The organism is Nocardioides litoris, assembly GCF_006346315.1.
Classification (GTDB): Bacteria; Actinomycetota; Actinomycetes; order Propionibacteriales; family Nocardioidaceae; genus Nocardioides; species Nocardioides litoris.
Genome location: NZ_VDMR01000008.1, coordinates 171861 through 190209 on the forward strand (window position 1 = coordinate 171861; position 18349 = coordinate 190209).

An 18349-nucleotide genomic window follows, 5' to 3' on the forward strand; every position below is an offset into this window, starting at 1 on the left:
GGCGCGCGCGGGGTTCAGGGCATCGAGGTGCTGCTGGACGCCGACCCGCTGCGGAAGATCGAACGGCGGCGGTGGCGCTGGGGCCGGAGCCCGGCCAGCAGCAGCAGGCCGACCAGCAGGACGAAGACGACGCCGACGGCGAGGGCGATGACGACGAGGGGGTGCATGCCCCCCTACGTACCCGGATTCCGCTCAGGACGAACACCGGAACACCTGTTCGGGCCGCGGCCGTTGTGCCGGCATGACCCGATCCGTCCCCCTGCTCCTCGTCTCCGACCTGGTCGTCCTGCCCGGCATGGTGGTGCCGGTCGAGCTGGACGACGCCACCCGTGCCGCCATCGACGCCGCCGGCGCCGGCAGCGACGGCACGCTCCTGCTCGCACCCCGGCTCGAGGACCGCTACGCGTCGTACGGCGTGCTGGCGACCGTCGAGCGCACCGGCCGCCTGCAGTCCGGCGCCCCGGCCGCGGTGCTGCGCGCCGGTGGCCGCGCCCGCATCGGCAGCGGCACCACCGGGCCCGGCGCCGCCCTGTGGGTCGACGTCGACCCGGTCGAGGAGCGGCCGGTCACCGACCGGGTGCGCGAGATGGCCGACGACTACCGGCGCCTCGTCGTCGCCCTGCTCCAGCGCCGCGAGGCCTGGCAGGTCGTCGACACCGTCCAGCGGATGACCGACCCCTCGGTCCTCACCGACGCGGCCGGGTGGGCGTCCTACCTCTCCGACGAGCGCAAGCGCGAGCTGCTCGAGACCCCCGACGTGGAGGACCGGCTCACCCTGCTCCTGGAGTGGACCCGCGAGCACCTGGCCGAGGTCGAGCTGACCGACAAGATCGGCGAGGACGTCCGCGACGGCATGGAGAAGCAGCAGCGCGAGTACCTCCTGCGCCAGCAGCTCGCCGCGATCCGCAAGGAGCTCGGCGAGGGCGAGCCCGAGGGCTCCGAGGACTACCGCGCCCGCGTCGAGGCCCACGAGGGCCTGCCGCCTGCGGTCCGCGAGGCCGCGCTGCGGGAGGTCGACAAGCTCGAGCGCTCGAGCGAGCAGAACCCCGAGACCGGGTGGATCCGCACCTGGCTCGACACCGTCCTCGACCTGCCGTGGGGCGCCACCACCGACGACACGACCGACGTGGTCGCCGCGCGGGCCGTGCTCGACGCCGACCACCACGGCCTCGAGGAGGTGAAGGACCGCATCGTCGAGCACCTCGCCGTCCGCGCCCGGCGGGCCGAGCGCGGCCTGCAGGTGGTCGGCGGCCGCGGCTCCGGCGCCGTGCTGCTGCTGGCCGGGCCTCCCGGCGTCGGCAAGACCTCGCTCGGCGAGTCCGTCGCCCGGGCCCTGGGCCGCTCCTTCGTCCGCGTGGCCCTCGGCGGCGTGCGGGACGAGGCCGAGGTGCGCGGCCACCGGCGCACGTACGTCGGCGCGCTGCCGGGCCGGATCGTCCGCGCCGTCAAGGAGGCCGGCTCCATGAACCCGGTCGTGCTGCTCGACGAGGTCGACAAGGTCGGCACCGACCACCGCGGCGACCCGGCCGCGGCGCTGCTCGAGGTGCTCGACCCGGCGCAGAACCACACGTTCCGCGACCACTACCTCGAGCTCGACCTCGACCTGTCCGACGTGCTGTTCATCGCCACCGCCAACGTGGTCGAGCAGATCCCCGCGGCCCTGCTGGACCGCATGGAGCTCATCACCGTCGACGGCTACACCGAGGACGACAAGGTCGCCATCGCCCGCGACTTCCTGCTGCTCCGCCAGCTCGAGCGCGCCGCGCTCACCGAGGCCGAGGTGACCGTCACCGACGCGGCCCTGCAGGAGCTGGCCGCCCACCACACCCGCGAGGCCGGCGTGCGCCAGCTGGAGCGGCTGCTGGCCAAGGCGCTGCGCAAGGCCGCGACCCGGCTGGCCACCGGTGAGGAGCAGGTGTCGATCGACGCCGGGGACCTGCACGCCCTGGTCGGGCGCCCGCGCTTCCTGCCCGAGTCGGCCGAGCGGACGGCGGTGCCGGGCGTCTCGACCGGGCTCGCGGTGACCGGCCTCGGGGGCGACGTGCTGTTCATCGAGGCCACCGCCCACGACGGCCCGGCCGAGCTCACCACCACCGGGCAGCTCGGCGAGGTGATGAGGGAGTCGGCGCGCATCGCGCTCACCTACGTCCGGTCGCACGCGGCCGAGCTCGGGGTCGACCCGGCGGTGCTCGACCGCTCGATCCACCTGCACGTGCCCGCGGGCGCGGTGCCCAAGGACGGCCCCTCGGCCGGGATCACCATGGTCACCGCGCTCACGTCGCTGGCCACCGGCCGCCCCGTCCGCAGCGAGGTCGGCATGACCGGCGAGGTCACGCTCAACGGCCGCGTGCTGCCCATCGGCGGCCTCAAGCAGAAGCTGCTGGCCGCCCAGCGCGCCGGCCTCACCGAGGTCTTCGTGCCGCTGCGCAACGAGGCCGACCTGGAGGACGTGCCGGCCGAGGTGCTCGACGCCGTGACCGTCCACGTCGTCGGCGACGTGCTCGACGTCGTGCGCGGTGCGCTCGAGCCCGCGGCGGCCGGGGGCGCGGCCGTCGCCGCCTGAGGCCGGTCGTCTCAGGCGGGGTCGTCCACCTCGACGACGAGGCGGGTCGGGTCGGTCCGGGTGCTCACCCGGTAGGACGCCGGCCCGCCCTCGAGGCCGACCAGCACCTGGGTGACCCCCTCGAACGTCCCGGCGACGTACGACGCCGCGACGGCCCCGCCCGTGCTGGTGGGGAGGCGGGCTGGGCCGTCGTAGTAGCCCGGCGCCGGCCACGTGGTGTCCGAGGCGTACACGTCGAGGGTCGCCCCGCCCCCGAGGTCGGGGGTCTCCCCGCTCCCGTCGACGACCGGCCGGTCGACGTACCGCGCCTGCCAGCCGGGCGTCCCCGTGCCGTCGAAGGTGATCACCACCCGGTCGCTCCCGTCGCCCTCGACGACGTCGACGTCGGTCAGCACGAGCCCGCCCGGACCGTCCGGCGCACCCGTCTGCGGCGCGGTCGAGGGTGCGCCCGGTGGCGTGGGGCCGGGTCGCCCGGCGGCGCCGCTCGGTCCGCACCCGGCCGCCAGGGCCAGGGCGAGGGCGGTGACAGCGGCGGCGGCGGTGGCGGTGGCGGCGTGGCGTGGGGTCCTCATGCAGGGGAGACGCGCGCCGGCGCCCGGAGGTTGACGTCCCTAGGGTGGGCGGGTGGTGGCCGAGGGGTGGGTGCGGCGGACGCCGGCCGACGCGGCCGCGCTGCTGGCCGGCTACCCGGGCCTGTGGTGGATGGCCGGCGGGTGGGCGCTGCAGGCCTTCACCGGGGTGGCCCGCGAGCACGACGACTGCGACCCGTGCGTGCTGCGGTCGGACCTCCCGCTGCTCCGGGCCCACCTGTCGGGACGCCTCGAGGTGTGGGCGGCGACCGACGGCGTGCTGACGCCGCTCGGGACCGACGACGACCTCCCGGCCGGCTGCGGCCAGGTCTGGCTGCGCCCCTCGGCGGCCGAGCCGTGGGAGCACGACGTGCTGCTCTCACCGGGCACCCGCGAGGAGTGGGTCTACAAGCGCGACCCGTCGCTGCGGATGCCCATGGCCGAGGCGCTGTGGCAGCGCGACGGCGTCCGCTACCTCCAGCCCGAGGTCCAGCTGCTCCACAAGGCGAAGGGCCTGCGGCCGAAGGACCAGGCCGACCTCGACGCCACCCTGCCCCACCTCGACGACCGCCGGCGACGCTGGCTGGCCGCCGCGCTCGACCGCACCTTGCCCGGGCACCCCTGGATCCCCGCCCTCCGACCGCGACCGTGAGGTCGGGCTCGCCGAGCCGCTGGGGACGGCGTGCGGCCCGGGGGTGCGTCCTCCGGGCTGGCTGCGCCGGCGACCCGTTCGCATGACGTCCCCGCCAGCCGGCACACGCCCGCACGCGCCCGCCTCCGCGGCCGCCGCCCGGTCAGTCGGGCCACACCTCGGGCGAGGTCGCCGCGACGAGGGCTCGACGCCCGGCCCGCGCGAGCGGGGCGAGCGCCTGCCGGCGGTGCTCGATCTCCGAGAGGGACACGGCGCCGCCGTCGTCCTCCAGCGCCAGGTCGGCGATGCCCATGGCCTGCAGGCCGCGGGCGGCGAGGTCGACGCAGCGCGGCGGCACGCCCGGGGGAGCCGGGACCGACGGCCGGTGCCGCAGGTTCATCAGCCGGTCGGCCACCTCGGGGCGCCAGCGGGCGACGTCGAGCGCAGCGAGCCGCTCGGCCGAGTCGAGGAGCACCGAGCGCAGCTCGCGGTCGGCCTCGCCGACGTCGGGCAGCTGGCGGCGGCGGGCGGGCAGCGGCGTCCACTCGACCGTCGGCCCGACGCGCGTGGGCACGAGGCCGGCGTCGGCGCCGACGGCGACCACGGCCTCGCCGGCGTCGAGGGCGGCGGAGTTGAGGGCCGGCGGCCCGCCGAGCCCGACCAGGTCGCCCTCGACGGGGAACGCCGCGCCGAACGACGTCGCGCCCGCGGCCCGCAGCGAGGCCAGCGTCGTCACCAGCCCGTCGTCGGGCCCGAGGACGAGGTGGGCGACGTCGTCGCCGAGCACCCCGTCGAGCATGTCGTCGGGGCCGACGTGCCCGCGCACCCACGAGGTCGCCCACCACGCCAGCCGAGCCGAGACAGGCAGCGCAACGAGGTCGTCGGACGGCACGGAACCGACGCTAGGCCATGGGTCAGGGCCTCGGTCCGGCCACCCCGGGCACGGCATAGGGTGGCCGGCATGGCTGCCGTCCTCGAGCTCGCCGACGTCACGGTCCGGCGCGGTGACGCCACCCTGCTCGACCGCGTCACCTGGGTCGTCCGCGAGGGCGAGCGCTGGGTCGTCCTCGGTCCCAACGGCGCCGGCAAGACCACGCTGCTGCAGATCGCCTCGGCCCAGATGTTCCCGACCTCGGGGCTGGCCGGCGTCCTCGGTGAGCTGCTCGGCACGGTCGACGTCTTCGAGCTGCGCCCCCGCATCGGCCTGACGAGCGCGGCCCTCGCCGAGCGGCTGCCCCGCCAGGAGAAGGTCCGCGACGTCGTCATCTCGGCGGCGTACGGCGTGCTGGGCCGGTGGCGCGAGGAGTACGTCGAGGACGACGTGGTGCGCGCCGACGCGTTGATGCGCGAGATCGGGGTGCTGCCGCTGGCCGACCGCACCTTCGGCACCCTCAGCGAGGGCGAGCGCAAGCGGGTGCAGGTCGCCCGGGCCTTGATGACCGACCCCGAGATGCTCCTGCTCGACGAGCCGGCCGCCGGCCTCGACCTCGGCGGACGTGAGGACCTCGTCTCGACCCTGTCCACGCTGGCCTACGACCCCGACGCCCCGGCCACGGTGCTCGTGTCGCACCACGTCGAGGAGATCCCGCCGGGGTTCACCCACGCGCTGCTGCTGCGGCAGGGCTCGATCGTCGCGGCCGGCACGCTGGAGGAGGTGCTCACCGAGCGCGCGCTGTCGGCGACGTTCGGCATGCCGCTCGTGCTCGAGCACGTCGACGGCCGGTACGCCGCGCGCCGCGACGTCCGCCGCCGCCGCTGAGGTCCGCGCGCTCGGTCGGGGCTGTCGGTGGCCGCGGCTAGGCTCGCGCCATGGACTGGCTCAGCGACCACCTGTGGAGCATCTGGCTCACGGTCGCGGTCGTCCTCGGCGTCGCCGAGCTGATGAGCCTCGACCTGGTGCTGGCCATGCTGGCCGTCGGCGCGGTCGCCGGGGGCGTGGCGGCCCTGGCCGGGGCGCCGATCGTCCTGCAGCTGCTGCTCGCCGGCGGCGCGTCGGTCGCCATGCTCGCCCTCGTCCGGCCCGGCGTCGTGCGCCGCCTGCACACCGGTCCCGAGCTGCGGCTTGGCCACGGCAAGCTGGTCGGCCGCCGCGCCGTGGTCACCGCCGCGATGGACGGCGTGACGACCGGGCGCATCCGGGTCGACGGCGACGTGTGGTCGGCGGTGCCCTACGACGACACGCTCGAGATCGCCGAGGGCCAGACGGTCGAGATCTTCGAGATCAAGGGCGCCACGGCGTACGTCCACCCCGTCGCGGGCACAGGCCCGGGACAGCTCGGGTCCGGCTCGGTCGGCTGAGGCCGGCGTCAAGGAGGAGGAGAGACCATGGATGGAGCATCGGTCCTGCTGATCGTGCTCGCGGTGCTGCTGGTGTTCGTGGCGGTGCTGCTGGCCAAGACGATCCGCATCGTGCCGCAGGCGCGGGCGGGTGTCGTCGAGCGCTTCGGCAAGTACAAGACGACCCTCGACGCCGGCCTCAACACGGTGGTGCCGTTCGTCGACAAGGTCCGCTACACGATCGACCTGCGCGAGCAGGTCGTCAGCTTCCCGCCGCAGCCGGTGATCACCGAGGACAACCTCGTCGTCTCCATCGACACCGTCATCTACTTCCAGGTCACCGACCCGGTCGCGGCGACCTACGAGATCGCCAACTACATCCAGGCCATCGAGCAGCTCACGATGACCACGCTGCGCAACATCGTCGGCGGCATGGACCTCGAGGAGACGCTCACCAGCCGCGACTCCATCAACACCGGACTGCGCGGGGTGCTCGACGAGGCCACCGGCAAGTGGGGCATCCGGGTCAACCGGGTCGAGCTCAAGGGCATCGACCCGCCGCCGTCGATCAAGGACTCGATGGAGAAGCAGATGCGCGCCGACCGCGACAAGCGCGCGCAGATCCTCACCGCCGAGGGTGGCCGGCAGTCGGCCATCCTCACCGCCGAGGGCCAGAAGCAGTCGGCCATCCTCACCGCGGAGGGCGAGCGCGAGTCGCAGATCCTGCGCGCCCAGGCCGATCGGGAGTCTGCGATCCTGCGCGCCCAGGGCGAGGGCCAGGCCATCCAGACGGTCTTCCAGGCCATCCACGACGGGCGGCCGGACCAGTCGCTGCTGGCCTACCAGTACCTCCAGATGATGCCGAAGATCGCCGAGGGCGACGCCAACAAGGTCTGGATCGTGCCCAGCGAGATCGGCAAGGCCCTCGAGGGCCTCGGCTCGACCATGAGCCAGATCGGCGGCATCCCCACCGAGACCGAGGGCCCGCGCGAGCGCGTCGACCTCGGCCCGGGCGTGACGCCCGAGGCCCTGACGAAGCGCACCGAGACCTCGGCCGACGACGCCGTGCGTGCCGCGATCGCCGAGGCCGAGGACGCCGCCCACCCGGGCCGCCCCGACGCCTCGACGGCCCCGCTCGCCACCGATCCCGCGATCGACCCGACCAACGTGCCACCGGAGCCCCCCGGGCACAATCAGGGCGAGTGAGCCCGCTCGAGTCCCTCCTCGTCGTCCTCGCGGGCGTCGCCGCCGGCACGATCAACACCGTTGTGGGATCCGGCACCCTCATCACCTTCCCGACCCTGCTCACCTTCGGCGTGCCGCCGGTGACGGCCAACGTGTCCAACAACATCGGTCTCGTGCCCGGGTCGGTGGCGGGCGCGCTCGGCTACCGCGAGGAGCTCCGCGGCCAGCGGTCGCGCGTCCTGCGCCTCGCCTCGGCCTCGATCCTCGGCGCCGCCGCGGGTGCCGTGCTCCTGCTCGTGCTGCCCGAGGGGGCCTTCGCGGCCATCGTGCCGGCACTGATCCTGCTCGGCCTGGTGCTGGTCGTGGTCCAGCCACGACTCTCGGAGCGGGTGCGCCGGCGGGCCGAGGGGCGCGAGGCCGCCCCGGCCGACGCCTGGTGGGTCTGGCCGGCGGTGCTCCTGTGCGGGGTGTACGGCGGCTACTTCGGTGCCGCCCAGGGGGTGCTGCTCATGGGCGTGCTCGGGATCGGCGTCGCCCAGTCGCTGCAGCACAGCAACGCGGTCAAGAACGTCCTGGCGGCCTTCGTCAACGGCGTCGCCGGCCTCATCTTCGCCGTCGTCGCCGACGTCGACTGGCGCGTCGTCGCGCTCATCGGTGCGGGGTCGGTCGTGGGCGGGCTGCTCGGCGCCCGCGTCGGCCGCCGTCTGCCGCCCACCGGGCTGCGCGCGGCCATCGTGGTCGTCGGCGTCGTCGCCCTCGTGGTCCTGCTGACCACCTGATCGACGCCGACCCGTCGTCGTCCACGACGGGCCGGCCGTGCGTCGGTCAGGCGACCTCGAGGGCGACGCCGCGCTTGCGGACGCGCAGGCCCAGCAGGCCCGAGACCACCGCGCCGGCCGCGACGCCGACGAGGGCGTAGCCGGGGTTGGCCGGCAGCTCGTCGTCCTGCACGCCGGCGTACGCCGTGGCGGCGTCGGCGCCGTCGACCGCGACGCCGATGAGGACGAGCGTGCGCTGGGCCGAGCCGGAGGTCAGGAGGGTGGCGGCGCCGAGGGCGACCTCGCGGGTGCCGAACCAGCGGGTCAGCAGCGGGTGGCTGGAGGGGATGCCCATGGTGCGGCCGACGAGCTCGGGCCGGGCGAGGGAGGCGACGCCGACCGCGATGCGGCCGAGTGCCAGTCCGGTGACAGGGTTCATGCCGGGCAACCTAGCGCCCGGGGGCGCCGCGCGGTGCGCGGACCCGCGGGCCGACCGGGTCGCCGAAGACGCCGACCTCGGTGCCACCCGAGCGGGGCTCCCACCGGTCCCACGACGAGTCGGTGCGGTCCGGCACCAGGACCTGCAGGGATCCACCGACGCGCACCCACCGTGGCGAGCCGACGCAGCGTCGGGGCAGCGTCACCCGGACCAGCCCCGTGCCGGGCCGCACGACGGCGGCGGCGCCCGCGCAGCGGCCTGCCTCGGAGAAGAACGCGTAGGTGCCGCACTCGCCGGCGGGCGGGAGGCGTCGGGCCTGCCGGGTGACCGTCACGACGGGCCTGCGGCCCGAGGCCCCGCTGGCGACGTCGGCGTCCCAGACGCCTGCGGGAGTGGCGACGACGAAGCTGGCGACCGTGCGGCGCACGCCCGGCAGCCCGGTCGCGCGCATGGTGAGCAGGAGCTCGTCGCGCGTGTGCTGCACCGACAGGCGCCGCAGGTCCCCGCCGGACGCCGGGGACTCGGTGGACGTGCCGCAGGGCTCCGGCTCGGGGTCGTACGTCGTGGTGACGGCGTCGCCGCCCGGGTCGCTCCCGGTCCAGGAGGCGGCCAGGGCGGGGGCCGCCGTCGCGAGCACCACGAGCACGGTGGCAGGGGCGAGGAGGCGGCGGACGCGCCGGGCCGAGGTCACGGGCACCAGTGTGGGTCCCGCGGCGGGGTCCTGCAGGCGAACCGGCTCAGCCGGGCGGACCGGCCGGAGCGAGGACCCGCGGGCCGAGCGTCGGGCGGGCCACGTCGCCGGCCGACTGGCCGTAGGGGCCGACGTCGACGGACCCGCCGACCCGCACCCACGCCGGGTCGTCGAGGCACGACCGGGCTACGACGGCGGTGACCCGGCCCCGCTCGACGTCGACCGTGCCCGTCGGCGCCGGGCAGACCGGCACCTCGCCCACGTCGAGGTAGGACACGCAGTGCCCGTCCGACGGGCCCGCGGGCGCCTGCCGGCGCACCTGGCGGGGAGGCGACATCTCGGCCAGGCCCGCCCACGTCGTCCCCTCCGTGCTGTCCACGTGCACCGACCAGCGGCGGCCGGGTGTCCGGAGCGTGAAGGACGCCGAGGTGGTGGTGCGGTGGCGGAGGCCGGCGACGTCCATCACGAGCCGCACCGTGCCGCTCCGGTGGCGGGCCTCGAGCTGCTCGATCGAGACCTCGGGGACCAGCCACTGGAAGACCGAGGTGGTGCAGGAGGGGCTGGTGGGCCCGGTCGCGGGCCCGTCCCGGCCGCCCGTCGCCCGGGAGAAGGCGACGCCCCAGGCCCCGGTCACCGCGAGCAGCCCCACCAGCACCAGCACGACGAACCGGCGCACGGGCTGCTGCGATGACACCGCCCCAGTCTCGCGACCGAGGCCGGGTCGTGCAGCCGGATCCCCTCAGTAGCGTGAGCCCCATGGAGCTCTACGACGTCATGCGCACGACCCCGGCGACCCGCGAGTTCACCGACGACCCGGTCGACGACGAGACGCTGCGGCGAATCCTCGACCACGCGCGGTTCGCCCCCAGCGGCGGCAACCGGCAGGGCGCCCACGTGGTCGTCGTCCGCGAGCAGGCGACCCGCCAGGCCCTGGTCGAGCTCTACCCCAGCGCGGTCAAGCGGTACGTCGCCCAGGTCAAGGCCGGCGAGGCCCCGTGGAACAGCGTCCACCCGCCCGGGCCGTCGCCCGAGGAGATCGAGGCCACCGAGGTGCCCGACCGGTTCACCGGTCCGGTCCTGGAGGCGCCGGTGGTGCTGGTGTTCTTCGTCGACCTCTCGGTCGTCGCCTCGATGGACCAGGACCTCGACCGCGTCGGCGTCATCAGCGGCGGCTCGGTCTACCCGCTCGTGTGGAACGTCCTGCTCGCCGCCCGCAACGAGGGCCTCGGCGGCACCATCACGACCATGGCGGTGGTCGAGGAGGCGAAGGTCAAGGAGCTCTTCGGCGTGCCCGACACCTACGCCGTGGCCGCTGTGGTGCCGCTCGGCCGCCCGGTCAAGGTGCTGACCAAGCTCAAGCGCCAGCCAATCGAGGAGTTCGTCACCCGCGAGCGGTACGACGGCCCCGCGCTGTGACGCCGGTGCCGATGCCGTGACCGGGCCCGACGTGGCCTGGGTCGCCGACGCGGCGGGGTCGCCGGTCGTGGGCTCGCGCCCGCTGGCCGGGGGTGGACATCGTCCATCACCGCCCTGGCCCACGCCGACGGGCGGGAGACCGTGCTCCGGGTCGTCGACCGCGAGCCGTGGGCGACCCACCGCGAGGCGCTGACGACCCGCGAGCACGTCACGCAGCGCTTCCTCGCCGCGACCCCGGTGCCCGCGCCCGGGACCGTCGGCCTCGATGCCGCGGCCGGGCGCCACCTGATGACCTTCGTGGCGGGCCGCGTCGACCCGACCCGCACCGACGCCGGCTCGCCGCGTGGGCTCGCGGCGGTGCTCGCCACCATCCACGACCAGCGGCCCGCCGGCCCGCCGCGCACCTACGAGTCGTGGGCGTGGGAGGCCAAGCACGTCGTGCCCGACTGGGCCACCGAGCCCGGCGTGTGGCGGGCCGCGTCGACCTGCTGCGTGCCGGACCGCCGGCGTACGAGCCGACCTTCCTGCGCCGCGACCTCCGGCCGCCCAACGTGCTGTGGACGGCCGAGGGGGTCAGCGGGGTCGTCGACTGGGTCGAGACCTCGACCGGTCCGGCCTGGCTCGACGTGGCGCACTGCGCGACGAGCCTGGCGCAGGTCGGGGGCGACGCCGCGGGGCTCGCGGCCGACTGCACCGCGCTCACCGGTCGACCCCGGGAGCCCTGGTGGGAGGTCATGGACGTCGTCGGGCTGCTGCCTCCACCGGGCAGGACGGCCATGGTCCGCGACCCGGTCGAGCGGTTCCGCCTGGAGCGTCGGCTCGCGGACTCGCTCAGCCGGTGCTGACCCGCGGCCCGTCGACGTACGCCGTCACCCACCGGTCGAGCTCGGCGTAGACGATCGCGCGCGCCGGCGCCCGCGAGAGCACCACGTCGTGGCGGGCCCCGTCGACGGCGACGTAGGTGACGTGCGGGCCGACCGAGGTGGCCCACCGCCGGATGTGCGGCACGTCGAGGACGACGTCGTGGGTGTGCACGTCGTCGTCCATCTCCGCCGGTCGCACGGTGGCCGCCGAGGACAGCACCAGCGTCGGGGCGAGCACGGTGAGGCCGGCGTGCAGCTCGGCGTGGCCCGCCCGGATCGCGCGCAGCCAGCCCAGCCGGACCGGGAACGAGGTCAGCGGCTTCCAGGTCAGGTCGAAGTCCCACTCGCCGTCGTGCTCGCGGTGCAGGCTGCGGCCGTACAGGCCGGTGACCTCGCGGCTGATCTCGCGCATGGGGTGCCGGGCGCCGAGCCGGTCGAGCGCCGCGCCCGCGGGGGCCGAGCGCAGCCAGGGGGCGCCCTGCAGGTCGAACCACGGCGAGTTCAGCACCAGGCCGCCCAGGCCCGACGGCTGCCGGTGGTGGGCCCACAGCGGCGCGGTCAGGCCACCGGTCGAGTGCGCGGAGAGCACGACCGCGGCCGGGCCGTCGTGGCCGTCGCGCTGCGTGATGCGCCACCAGGCGAGGTCGAGCTCGGCGAAGTAGGTGTGCAGGTCCGCGACGTAGGTCGCGGTCTGGTGCGGGCGCAGCGAGCGGCCGTACTTGCGCAGGTCGAGGGCGTAGAAGTCGTAGCCCCGCTCGAGCCACCACGCGGCGTACTCGGTGTGGAAGAAGTAGTCGGCGAACCCGTGCACGTGGAGCACCGCCCGCCCGGTGGGGCGCTCGACGCGGCGCGAGACCAGGGTCGCCACGACGGGGCCCTCGTCGTCGGGCGGGAGCCCGATGGTCTCCGCGAGCCAGGGCTCGCCCAGGACGTCGACGGACTGCTCGACACGCACGGCGAGGATCCTGCCACCCCGCCCCCGGAGCCACGGGCCCCACTACGGTGCGGGGGTGACGAGGCTGCGACGGGTGGTGCACGACGCCGTCGAGACGTGGCGCTCCGGCACCCAGCGCAGCCAGCAGCGCGTGCTCGGCGTGCTCGCGGTGGGCGTCGTGCTGTCGATGGTCGTGAGCCTGGCCGACTACGACCTCTTCCCGATCGCCGGCTTCTTCATCTGGCTGCTGCTCGGGCTGCTGCTGCTGCGCTTCCGCGAGCAGGTGCTCCTGGCCGGGCTGGTGCTGGTCGCGGGCGCCATCTCCCGGCTCGACCAGGGTGACGTCGTCGGGGGCCGGGTCTCGGGCGTGGTCCTGCTGCTGCTGGCGTGCGCACTGGTGGTCTTCGCCTCCAGCCGCCAGCGCAGCGGCCTGCCCGGGCCGTTGAGCTCGGCCCTGCTCGCCGACCTGCGCGACCGCCTCAACGCCCAGGGCCGCGTGCCGCCGCTGCCGGAGCCGTGGAGCTGCGAGACGGCGATGGTGGCCGCCCACGGCGTCGGGTACGCCGGCGACTTCATGGTGGCCGACCTCGACACCGAGGAGGGCCTGCTCGACCTCGTGCTCGTCGACGTGGTCGGCAAGGGCGTCAAGGCCGCCCCGTCGGCCCTGCTGCTGGCCGGGGCGCTCGGGGGCGTGGTCGGCACCCTGCGCGGCCGGGCGCTCTTCGACGCCGCCAACGACTTCCTGCTCAAGCAGGACGAGCGCTACTCCGAGGAGACGTTCGCGACGGCGGTCCACGTCAGCGTCGAGCTGGCGACCGGGCGCTACACGATCCTCAGCGCGGGCCACCCGCCGGCGCTGCGGTGGGAGCCCGACCCGGGGGAGTGGGTCGTCGACAACGCGCGCGGCCTCGCCCTCGGCGTGATGGCCCACCCCGAGCTCGAGGCCAGCACGGGTGTCCTCGGCCCCGGCCAGGCGCTCCTCTTCTACACCGACGGCGTCGTCGAGGCGCCCGGCACCGACATCGGCGACGGCATCGCCTGGCTGCAGGGCGTCGCCGCGACGGCGTACACGCGCGGGCGCCTCGGCGCGGCACGGCGCATCATCCGGTCCGTGCCCCGCGGCGACGACGACCGCGCGGTGCTGGTCCTCAGCCGGGCGGTCGGCCGCGGGGAGTAGCGTCCGGGTAGTTGATCTCGACAACTTCCCAGGAGTGCTCGTGCCCGTCGACCGTCGTTCCCTGCTCGGACTGCCCCTCGCCGCCGCCGGGGCCACCGCCGTGGCCCGTCTCGCCACCGACCCCGCGCTCGGGGCCGTCGCCCCGGGGGCGGCGCGCCCGGCTCGGCAGAGCCCCATCGACATCCGTCCCGACCGCGTGCGCCGCGTGGCCGGCCTCCCGCCGCTGGAGGTCCACTACGCCCGCAGCGCGGCCGTCTCGGTCCGCTACGTCTCCAAGGACGACCCGGCCGGCGGCGGCTGCCAGGCCCGGGGCGACCAGGAGACCGAGGAGGTCGACGTCGAGGAGGGTGCCGGGCACGTGACGCTCGCCGGCCACCGCTGGGACCTGCTGCAGCTCCACTTCCACACCCGCTCCGAGCACACCGTCGACGGGCGGCACTTCCCGCTCGAGCTGCACCTGGTCCACCAGGACGCGGCCGAGCGGCGCCTGGTCATCGGCGTGCTGCTGCGCCCGGGACGGCGCAGCGAGCTCGACCGCATCCTGGTCCGGCTGCCGCAGGAGTGCGGGCAGGCGGTCGAGGTGCCCGACCTCGACCTCGCCTCGCTGGTGCCCCGCCGCCCGCGCACCCTGCGCTACCGGGGCTCGCTGACCACCGACCCCTACACCGAGGGCGTCCGGTGGTTCCTCACCGTGCCGCGCACGACCTCGCGCGCCGGCATCGACGCCTTCCGCAGCCTGTTCCCCGACGGAGACTCCCGGCCGACCCAGCCGCTCGCCGGCCGTCGGGTCGTCGCCGACCCGGGGTGGCACGCCCGGCGCTGAGGCCGCCGGGGGCGGCGACCCGGCCGGCGCGGCCTCAGGCGTGCGGGTCGGGCAGCTGGGAGGGGTCGGCCAGGACGAGCAGCTCGACGTCGCGGTCGGCGTACTCGGCGACGACCGGGGGCAGGCCGGGGCCGCGCAGCCGGGCGTGCACCGCCGGCCCGTCGAGCGGCCAGCCCACCACCTCGTGCCGCCAGTGGCACAGCACCACGACGCCGTCGGGGGCCAGCGAGCTCGAGATCCGCTCGGCCAGGTCGTCCAGGCCGGCGGGCGAGAGGAAGTAGCCGACCTCGCTCAGCACGACCAGGTCGGCCGACCCCGACGCGACGTCGCGCGGCCAGTCCTGCGGCACCGCGGCCCGACGCACGTCGGCGCCGGGCAGACGCCCACGGGCGGCGGCCACCGCGGTCGGGCTGGCGTCGAGCGCGACCAGGCGGTCGCAGCGGGGGAGCAGGTCGGCGGCGAGCGCGCCGGTCGAGCACCCGACCTCGACCGCGAGCCGGAAGCGCTCGCGCGGCAGCGCCGCCAGCACCAGGTCGCGCTTGCGGCGCTCGTACCACCGCCGGTCGACGCCCCAGGGATCGGCCGAGGCGGCGTGCAGCTCGTCGAGCGCGTCGTCACCGGTGGGTCCCGCCCAGAACACCTCGTACGACGCCGTGAAGTGCGCGAGGAAGCCGGGCCGCAGCAGCACCTCGTCGCCGGGCGCGGGCGAGAGGGGCGCGACCTGCGTGCGGTGGCGCTCGATCGCGGTCCGCTTGGCCGCGACCTCGGTCCCGTCGAGGGCGAGGACCCGGCCGGTCGACCACGGCGCGTCGGCCGGGTCGGCCCAGTGCCGGGCCCAGACGGGGTACTCCAGCAGCGCCGCCCCGGTCCGCGCCGCCGCGGTGGCGGCCGCGCGGCCGACCGCCTCGTGGTCGGGGTGGCCGTCGCCGCGCCACGGCGCGACCAGCAGCGTGGCGCGCCCGTCGCCCACCAGGTCGACGACGGAGTCGAGCAGGGCGTCCTCGTGCTCGGGGACCGCGCCGTCGGGCAGGCCGAGGACGCGCGGGGTCGCACCCGGTGCGAGCACCTCGACGGCGTCGGCCAGCTCGGTCTCCCGCAGCGCGGCCAGCCGCTCACGGGGGTGGGTCGGCGAGCGCGGGTGGCTGGCCTCGCCGCGGGTCGCGACCACCACCTGCACCTCGAGCCCGAGGCGGTGCGCACGGGCGACGAGGCCACCGGCGCCGAGGGTCTCGTCGTCGGGGTGGGCCGCGAGGACCACCACCCGGCGCACCCGGTCGAGCGCGACCCCGGGCAGGTCGCGGCGGTCGACCTCGCCGCGCCAGGCGGTCTCGGGGGTGCCGTCGGCGTCGGGGGAGAAGGTCACCACGGGAGCGGTCCGTCGGGCTGGTCGAGCAGCAGGCCGCCCGCCGCGGCGTGGTCGCGCCGGGCGTGGTGCTGGCGCAGGTAGAGCACGAGGTCGGCGACGCGGTCGGCGTGCTCGGGCTCCTGGCTCAGCGGGCCGGGTCCGAGCGCGTGGCCGACCTCGGTCAGCACGGTCTCGGCGGCGCCGGCCACCACGTTGCGCACGCGCGCGGCCAGCAGCGCCGTCCCGCCCCGGTCCGCGGCGGGGCCGCCGCGGTCGGCGACCTCGGCCGCCTCGCGCAGCACCGCGCGGGCGCCGGCGAGCGCGGTGTCGACGGCACCGAGGTGGGCCAGGGCGACCTGGTCGGGCGCTCGCCGCTCGGCCGCCTGCCGCAGCCGCCGGGCGAGGCCGACCGCGCCGCCGTACCAGACGGCGGCGACCCCGATGCCGCCCCAGGCGAAGCCGGGCCGGTCGAGGTACCACCCGGGTCCGCCCACCGGGCGGGCCGGGACGTCGTCGAGGAGCACGGCTGTGGAGGTGATCTCGCGCAGCCCGTGGGGCGCCCAGACGGCGTCCTCGACGGTGACGCCGCGGTCGCGCAGGTCGATCTCGAACAGGCCGCGCCGGGCGGGCTCGACCCAGGCCGTGACGAGCGCGTGGGAGGCGACCGTGGCCAGCGAGCACCACGGCTTGCGTCCCGTCAGGCTCCACCCCGCGCCGGCGGACTCGGCCCGGGTGGCCTCGAGCCGCGGGGGCGGCCCCTCGGCGGCGTACACGCCCCACGTGGGGCCGGCCGCGATCCTCGCGTCGTCGGCACCGAGCTCCCCCAGGATGGCCACGGCGTCGAGGTGGGGCTCGACGGCCCGGGCGACGGTGAGGTCGTGCGCACCCACCGTGGCCAGCACCTCCCACCGCAGCCGGGTCGCGCCGCCCGCGGGGTCGGGCAGCCAGGTGCCGAGGTCGACGGCCCAGCCGAGCGCGGCGGCGACGTCCACCGTGCGGCGGCCGTCGGTGCCGGTGGCGACGAGTCCGCGGACGTCGTCGCAGACCCCGGCGAGCCGCTCGTCGGCGGGGGAGCCCGGGTCGAGGAGCACGGGGGCCCCGCCTGTGCTGGTGGTCACGCGCCGGCCTCCCGGTCTCGCGATCGTCGGCCCGCGCGTCCGCCCGGGCCACGTCCACCCTGACAGGTCGGCGGCCCGCTAGGTTCGTCGACGTGTCCGACGACGTCGCGGCCGTCCACGTCGTCGTCCCGGCCCACGACGAGGCGCTGCTCCTCCCGGTCTGCCTGGGAGCCCTCGACGCGGCCGTGGTGCACCTGCGCTCGGCCCGGCCCGACCTGGCGGTGCGCCTGACCGTGGTGCTCGACGCCTGCTCCGACGACAGCGCGCAGGTCTGCGCCGCGCACGGCGTCGACGTCGTCGTGCTGGGTGCGGGCAACGTCAGCCTGGCGCGGGCGGCCGGCGTCGACCGGGCCCGGGCGCTCGCCGCCGCGGTGGGTCTCGCGCCGGAGCGCACCTGGATCGCGTGGACCGACGCCGACTCGGTGGTGCCGGTCGGCTGGCTGCTCGACCAGGTCGAGGTGGCCGACGGCCCGACCGGGGCCGACGTGGTCCTCGGCCGCGTCGTGCCCGACCCCACCGCCCCACCGGCGGTCCTGGACCAGTGGCACGCCCACCACGCCGACGGCCGCGTCGGCGTGCACGGGGCCCACCTCGGCTTCCGCCTGTCGTCGTACGACGCCGTGGGCGGGCTGGGCGCGCTGGCCGAGCGCGAGGACCTCGACCTCGTGCGCCGCCTCCTCGCCGACGGGGCCCGCTACGGCGCCGCCCGCACCCCGGTGCTGACCTCCTCGCGGCTCCAGGGGCGCACCCCCGGCGGCTTCGCTGGCTACCTGGCGGGCCTGGCGACCGACGGCGTCGACGAGCCCGCCGGCTGAGCGGGCCGCGCGGTCGAGGCTCGCCGGCCCCGTGACGCCACGGCGAGGCCGGCCACCAGGGCGCCGAGCGTGCCCAGGGCCATGTCGGCCAGCGTGTCCTCGTACGCCGTGGCCAGCTCGGTGCCGTGCCGGATGAAGGTGAACCACTCGCCGAGCTCCCAGGCCAGCGCCAGCAGCGCCCCCAGCCCGGTCACCAGCAGCGCCAGCACCCACCGCGGGCGGACCGACGGGGCGAGCAGCAGGCCGATCCCGCCGAGCAGGAAGACCCAGTTGACGAGGTGGTTGGCGTCGTCCCACCAGCCGACGGTGTCGTAGAGGTCGAGGCTGTTGCCGGTGACGTCGACGAGGAAGCCGAGCATGACCAGCGTGAAGGCCCCGTAGGGCGGCGTGTCGCTCGGACCGCCCGACCGCCGGCGCCGCCGGTGCACCAGCCACCAGCCGGCCGGCACGACCAGCATCAGCACAGGGTAGGCGACCAGCCGGGCCCCGAACGCCTTGTCGGCGAACCGGTCGATGCCCGGCACGTACTCCGCCACGAGCAGCTGCGCCTCGGTGGCCAGCAGCACCAGCGACGGCACCCACCAGGGGCAGCGACGACGCGGCCGGGCGGCCGCGGGCGCGGTCGTCGTACGACGGTCGGGGGCGGTCTGCGTGGTCATGCACCCACCCTCGTCGCGCGGGGCCTGACGCGGATCGGCCGCAGTACTCAGGTGGTGGCTGAGTACTGCGGCCGGCCGAGCTGGTC

At 76.2% G+C, this 18349-nt stretch carries 21 protein-coding genes; 11 read left to right on the forward strand and 10 right to left on the reverse strand.

Features of this window, described 5'->3' with window-relative positions:
• Window positions 1-14 precede the first annotated feature (14 nt).
• Window positions 15-167 (reverse strand): hypothetical protein, encoded by a 153-nt coding sequence (locus tag FJQ57_RS22690; RefSeq protein ID WP_170219501.1) that lies wholly within the window; start codon window positions 165-167, stop codon window positions 15-17.
• A gap of 74 nt (window positions 168-241) precedes the next feature.
• On the opposite strand from FJQ57_RS22690, the gene lon reads away from it, so the two are divergent.
• Complete coding sequence (lon, locus tag FJQ57_RS18710; RefSeq protein WP_139983273.1) at window positions 242-2563, forward strand: endopeptidase La; 2322 nt, start codon at window positions 242-244, stop codon at window positions 2561-2563.
• An 11-nt stretch (window positions 2564-2574) separates the two neighbouring features.
• On the opposite strand, the gene FJQ57_RS18715 is transcribed toward lon, so the two are convergent.
• Window positions 2575-3135, reverse strand: a complete 561-nt coding sequence (locus tag FJQ57_RS18715; RefSeq protein ID WP_139983275.1) for an AMIN-like domain-containing (lipo)protein — start codon at window positions 3133-3135, stop codon at window positions 2575-2577.
• 52 nt (window positions 3136-3187) lie between these two features.
• On the opposite strand from FJQ57_RS18715, the gene FJQ57_RS18720 reads away from it, so the two are divergent.
• Entirely contained in the window at window positions 3188-3784 is a 597-nt protein-coding gene (locus tag FJQ57_RS18720) for a hypothetical protein (protein WP_139983277.1), read from the forward strand.
• Between the two features lie 142 nt (window positions 3785-3926).
• Here FJQ57_RS18720 and FJQ57_RS18725 read toward each other — a convergent pair whose 3' ends face one another.
• On the reverse strand, window positions 3927-4655 hold the full coding sequence (locus tag FJQ57_RS18725; protein WP_139983279.1) for a hypothetical protein: 729 nt from the start codon (window positions 4653-4655) through the stop codon (window positions 3927-3929).
• A gap of 69 nt (window positions 4656-4724) precedes the next feature.
• Here FJQ57_RS18725 and FJQ57_RS18730 point away from each other — a divergent pair, with 69 nt between their 5' ends.
• Genes FJQ57_RS18730 through FJQ57_RS18745 form a run of 4 tightly spaced genes read left to right on the forward strand, consistent with a single transcriptional unit; the run spans window position 4725 to window position 8004 of the window.
• Window positions 4725-5522 carry an ABC transporter ATP-binding protein gene (locus tag FJQ57_RS18730; protein WP_139983281.1) on the forward strand — a complete coding sequence of 266 codons (798 nt, stop codon included), beginning with the start codon at window positions 4725-4727 and terminating at the stop codon, window positions 5520-5522.
• Window positions 5523-5572: 50 nt separating this feature from the next.
• Window positions 5573-6061, forward strand: coding sequence for an NfeD family protein (locus tag FJQ57_RS18735; RefSeq protein WP_139983283.1), 489 nt, complete (start codon window positions 5573-5575; stop codon window positions 6059-6061).
• Window positions 6062-6088: 27 nt separating this feature from the next.
• Complete coding sequence (locus tag FJQ57_RS18740) at window positions 6089-7246, forward strand: SPFH domain-containing protein (protein WP_139983285.1); 1158 nt, start codon at window positions 6089-6091, stop codon at window positions 7244-7246.
• Window positions 7243-8004, forward strand: a complete 762-nt coding sequence (locus FJQ57_RS18745) for a sulfite exporter TauE/SafE family protein (protein ID WP_139983287.1) — start codon at window positions 7243-7245, stop codon at window positions 8002-8004. The genes FJQ57_RS18740 and FJQ57_RS18745 overlap by 4 nt, the downstream gene beginning before the upstream one ends.
• 46 nt (window positions 8005-8050) lie before the next feature.
• Here the strand turns inward: FJQ57_RS18745 and FJQ57_RS18750 are convergent, their stop codons facing one another.
• The 3 genes from FJQ57_RS18750 to FJQ57_RS18760 are packed head-to-tail and all read right to left on the reverse strand — an operon-like array spanning window position 8051 to window position 9807.
• Window positions 8051-8422 carry a hypothetical protein gene (locus FJQ57_RS18750; RefSeq protein WP_139983289.1) on the reverse strand — a complete coding sequence of 124 codons (372 nt, stop codon included), beginning with the start codon at window positions 8420-8422 and terminating at the stop codon, window positions 8051-8053.
• A 10-nt stretch (window positions 8423-8432) separates the two neighbouring features.
• Window positions 8433-9113 (reverse strand): hypothetical protein, encoded by a 681-nt coding sequence (locus tag FJQ57_RS18755; protein WP_139983291.1) that lies wholly within the window; start codon window positions 9111-9113, stop codon window positions 8433-8435.
• Window positions 9114-9159: 46 nt separating this feature from the next.
• Window positions 9160-9807 (reverse strand): hypothetical protein, encoded by a 648-nt coding sequence (locus tag FJQ57_RS18760; protein ID WP_139983293.1) that lies wholly within the window; start codon window positions 9805-9807, stop codon window positions 9160-9162.
• A 62-nt stretch (window positions 9808-9869) separates the two neighbouring features.
• Here FJQ57_RS18760 and FJQ57_RS18765 point away from each other — a divergent pair, with 62 nt between their 5' ends.
• Complete coding sequence (locus FJQ57_RS18765) at window positions 9870-10529, forward strand: nitroreductase family protein (RefSeq protein ID WP_139983295.1); 660 nt, start codon at window positions 9870-9872, stop codon at window positions 10527-10529.
• A gap of 167 nt (window positions 10530-10696) precedes the next feature.
• Window positions 10697-11374, forward strand: coding sequence for a phosphotransferase (locus FJQ57_RS23675; RefSeq protein ID WP_211349128.1), 678 nt, complete (start codon window positions 10697-10699; stop codon window positions 11372-11374).
• On the opposite strand, the gene FJQ57_RS18775 is transcribed toward FJQ57_RS23675, so the two are convergent.
• A complete protein-coding gene (locus tag FJQ57_RS18775) occupies window positions 11361-12347 on the reverse strand; it encodes an alpha/beta hydrolase (RefSeq protein ID WP_139983298.1) in 987 nt (328 codons plus the stop codon). The genes FJQ57_RS23675 and FJQ57_RS18775 overlap by 14 nt on opposite strands.
• 55 nt (window positions 12348-12402) lie before the next feature.
• On the opposite strand from FJQ57_RS18775, the gene FJQ57_RS18780 reads away from it, so the two are divergent.
• Window positions 12403-13503 carry a PP2C family protein-serine/threonine phosphatase gene (locus FJQ57_RS18780; protein WP_170219502.1) on the forward strand — a complete coding sequence of 367 codons (1101 nt, stop codon included), beginning with the start codon at window positions 12403-12405 and terminating at the stop codon, window positions 13501-13503.
• A 40-nt stretch (window positions 13504-13543) separates the two neighbouring features.
• Window positions 13544-14326, forward strand: coding sequence for a carbonic anhydrase family protein (locus FJQ57_RS18785; RefSeq protein ID WP_170219503.1), 783 nt, complete (start codon window positions 13544-13546; stop codon window positions 14324-14326).
• Window positions 14327-14360: 34 nt separating this feature from the next.
• Here the strand turns inward: FJQ57_RS18785 and FJQ57_RS18790 are convergent, their stop codons facing one another.
• Entirely contained in the window at window positions 14361-15689 is a 1329-nt protein-coding gene (locus tag FJQ57_RS18790; protein WP_170219504.1) for a bifunctional PIG-L family deacetylase/class I SAM-dependent methyltransferase, read from the reverse strand.
• Window positions 15686-16789 carry an acyl-CoA dehydrogenase family protein gene (locus tag FJQ57_RS18795; RefSeq protein WP_211349130.1) on the reverse strand — a complete coding sequence of 368 codons (1104 nt, stop codon included), beginning with the start codon at window positions 16787-16789 and terminating at the stop codon, window positions 15686-15688. Before FJQ57_RS18795 ends, FJQ57_RS18790 begins: the two co-directional genes overlap by 4 nt.
• A gap of 92 nt (window positions 16790-16881) precedes the next feature.
• On the opposite strand from FJQ57_RS18795, the gene FJQ57_RS18800 reads away from it, so the two are divergent.
• The gene (locus FJQ57_RS18800) at window positions 16882-17604 is read left to right on the forward strand and encodes a glycosyltransferase family 2 protein (protein WP_170219505.1); all 723 of its coding nucleotides are present in this window, start codon (window positions 16882-16884) and stop codon (window positions 17602-17604) included.
• Here FJQ57_RS18800 and FJQ57_RS18805 read toward each other — a convergent pair.
• The gene (locus tag FJQ57_RS18805; protein ID WP_211349132.1) at window positions 17556-18263 is read right to left on the reverse strand and encodes a DUF2238 domain-containing protein; all 708 of its coding nucleotides are present in this window, start codon (window positions 18261-18263) and stop codon (window positions 17556-17558) included. The genes FJQ57_RS18800 and FJQ57_RS18805 overlap by 49 nt on opposite strands.
• Window positions 18264-18349: the final 86 nt, after the last annotated feature.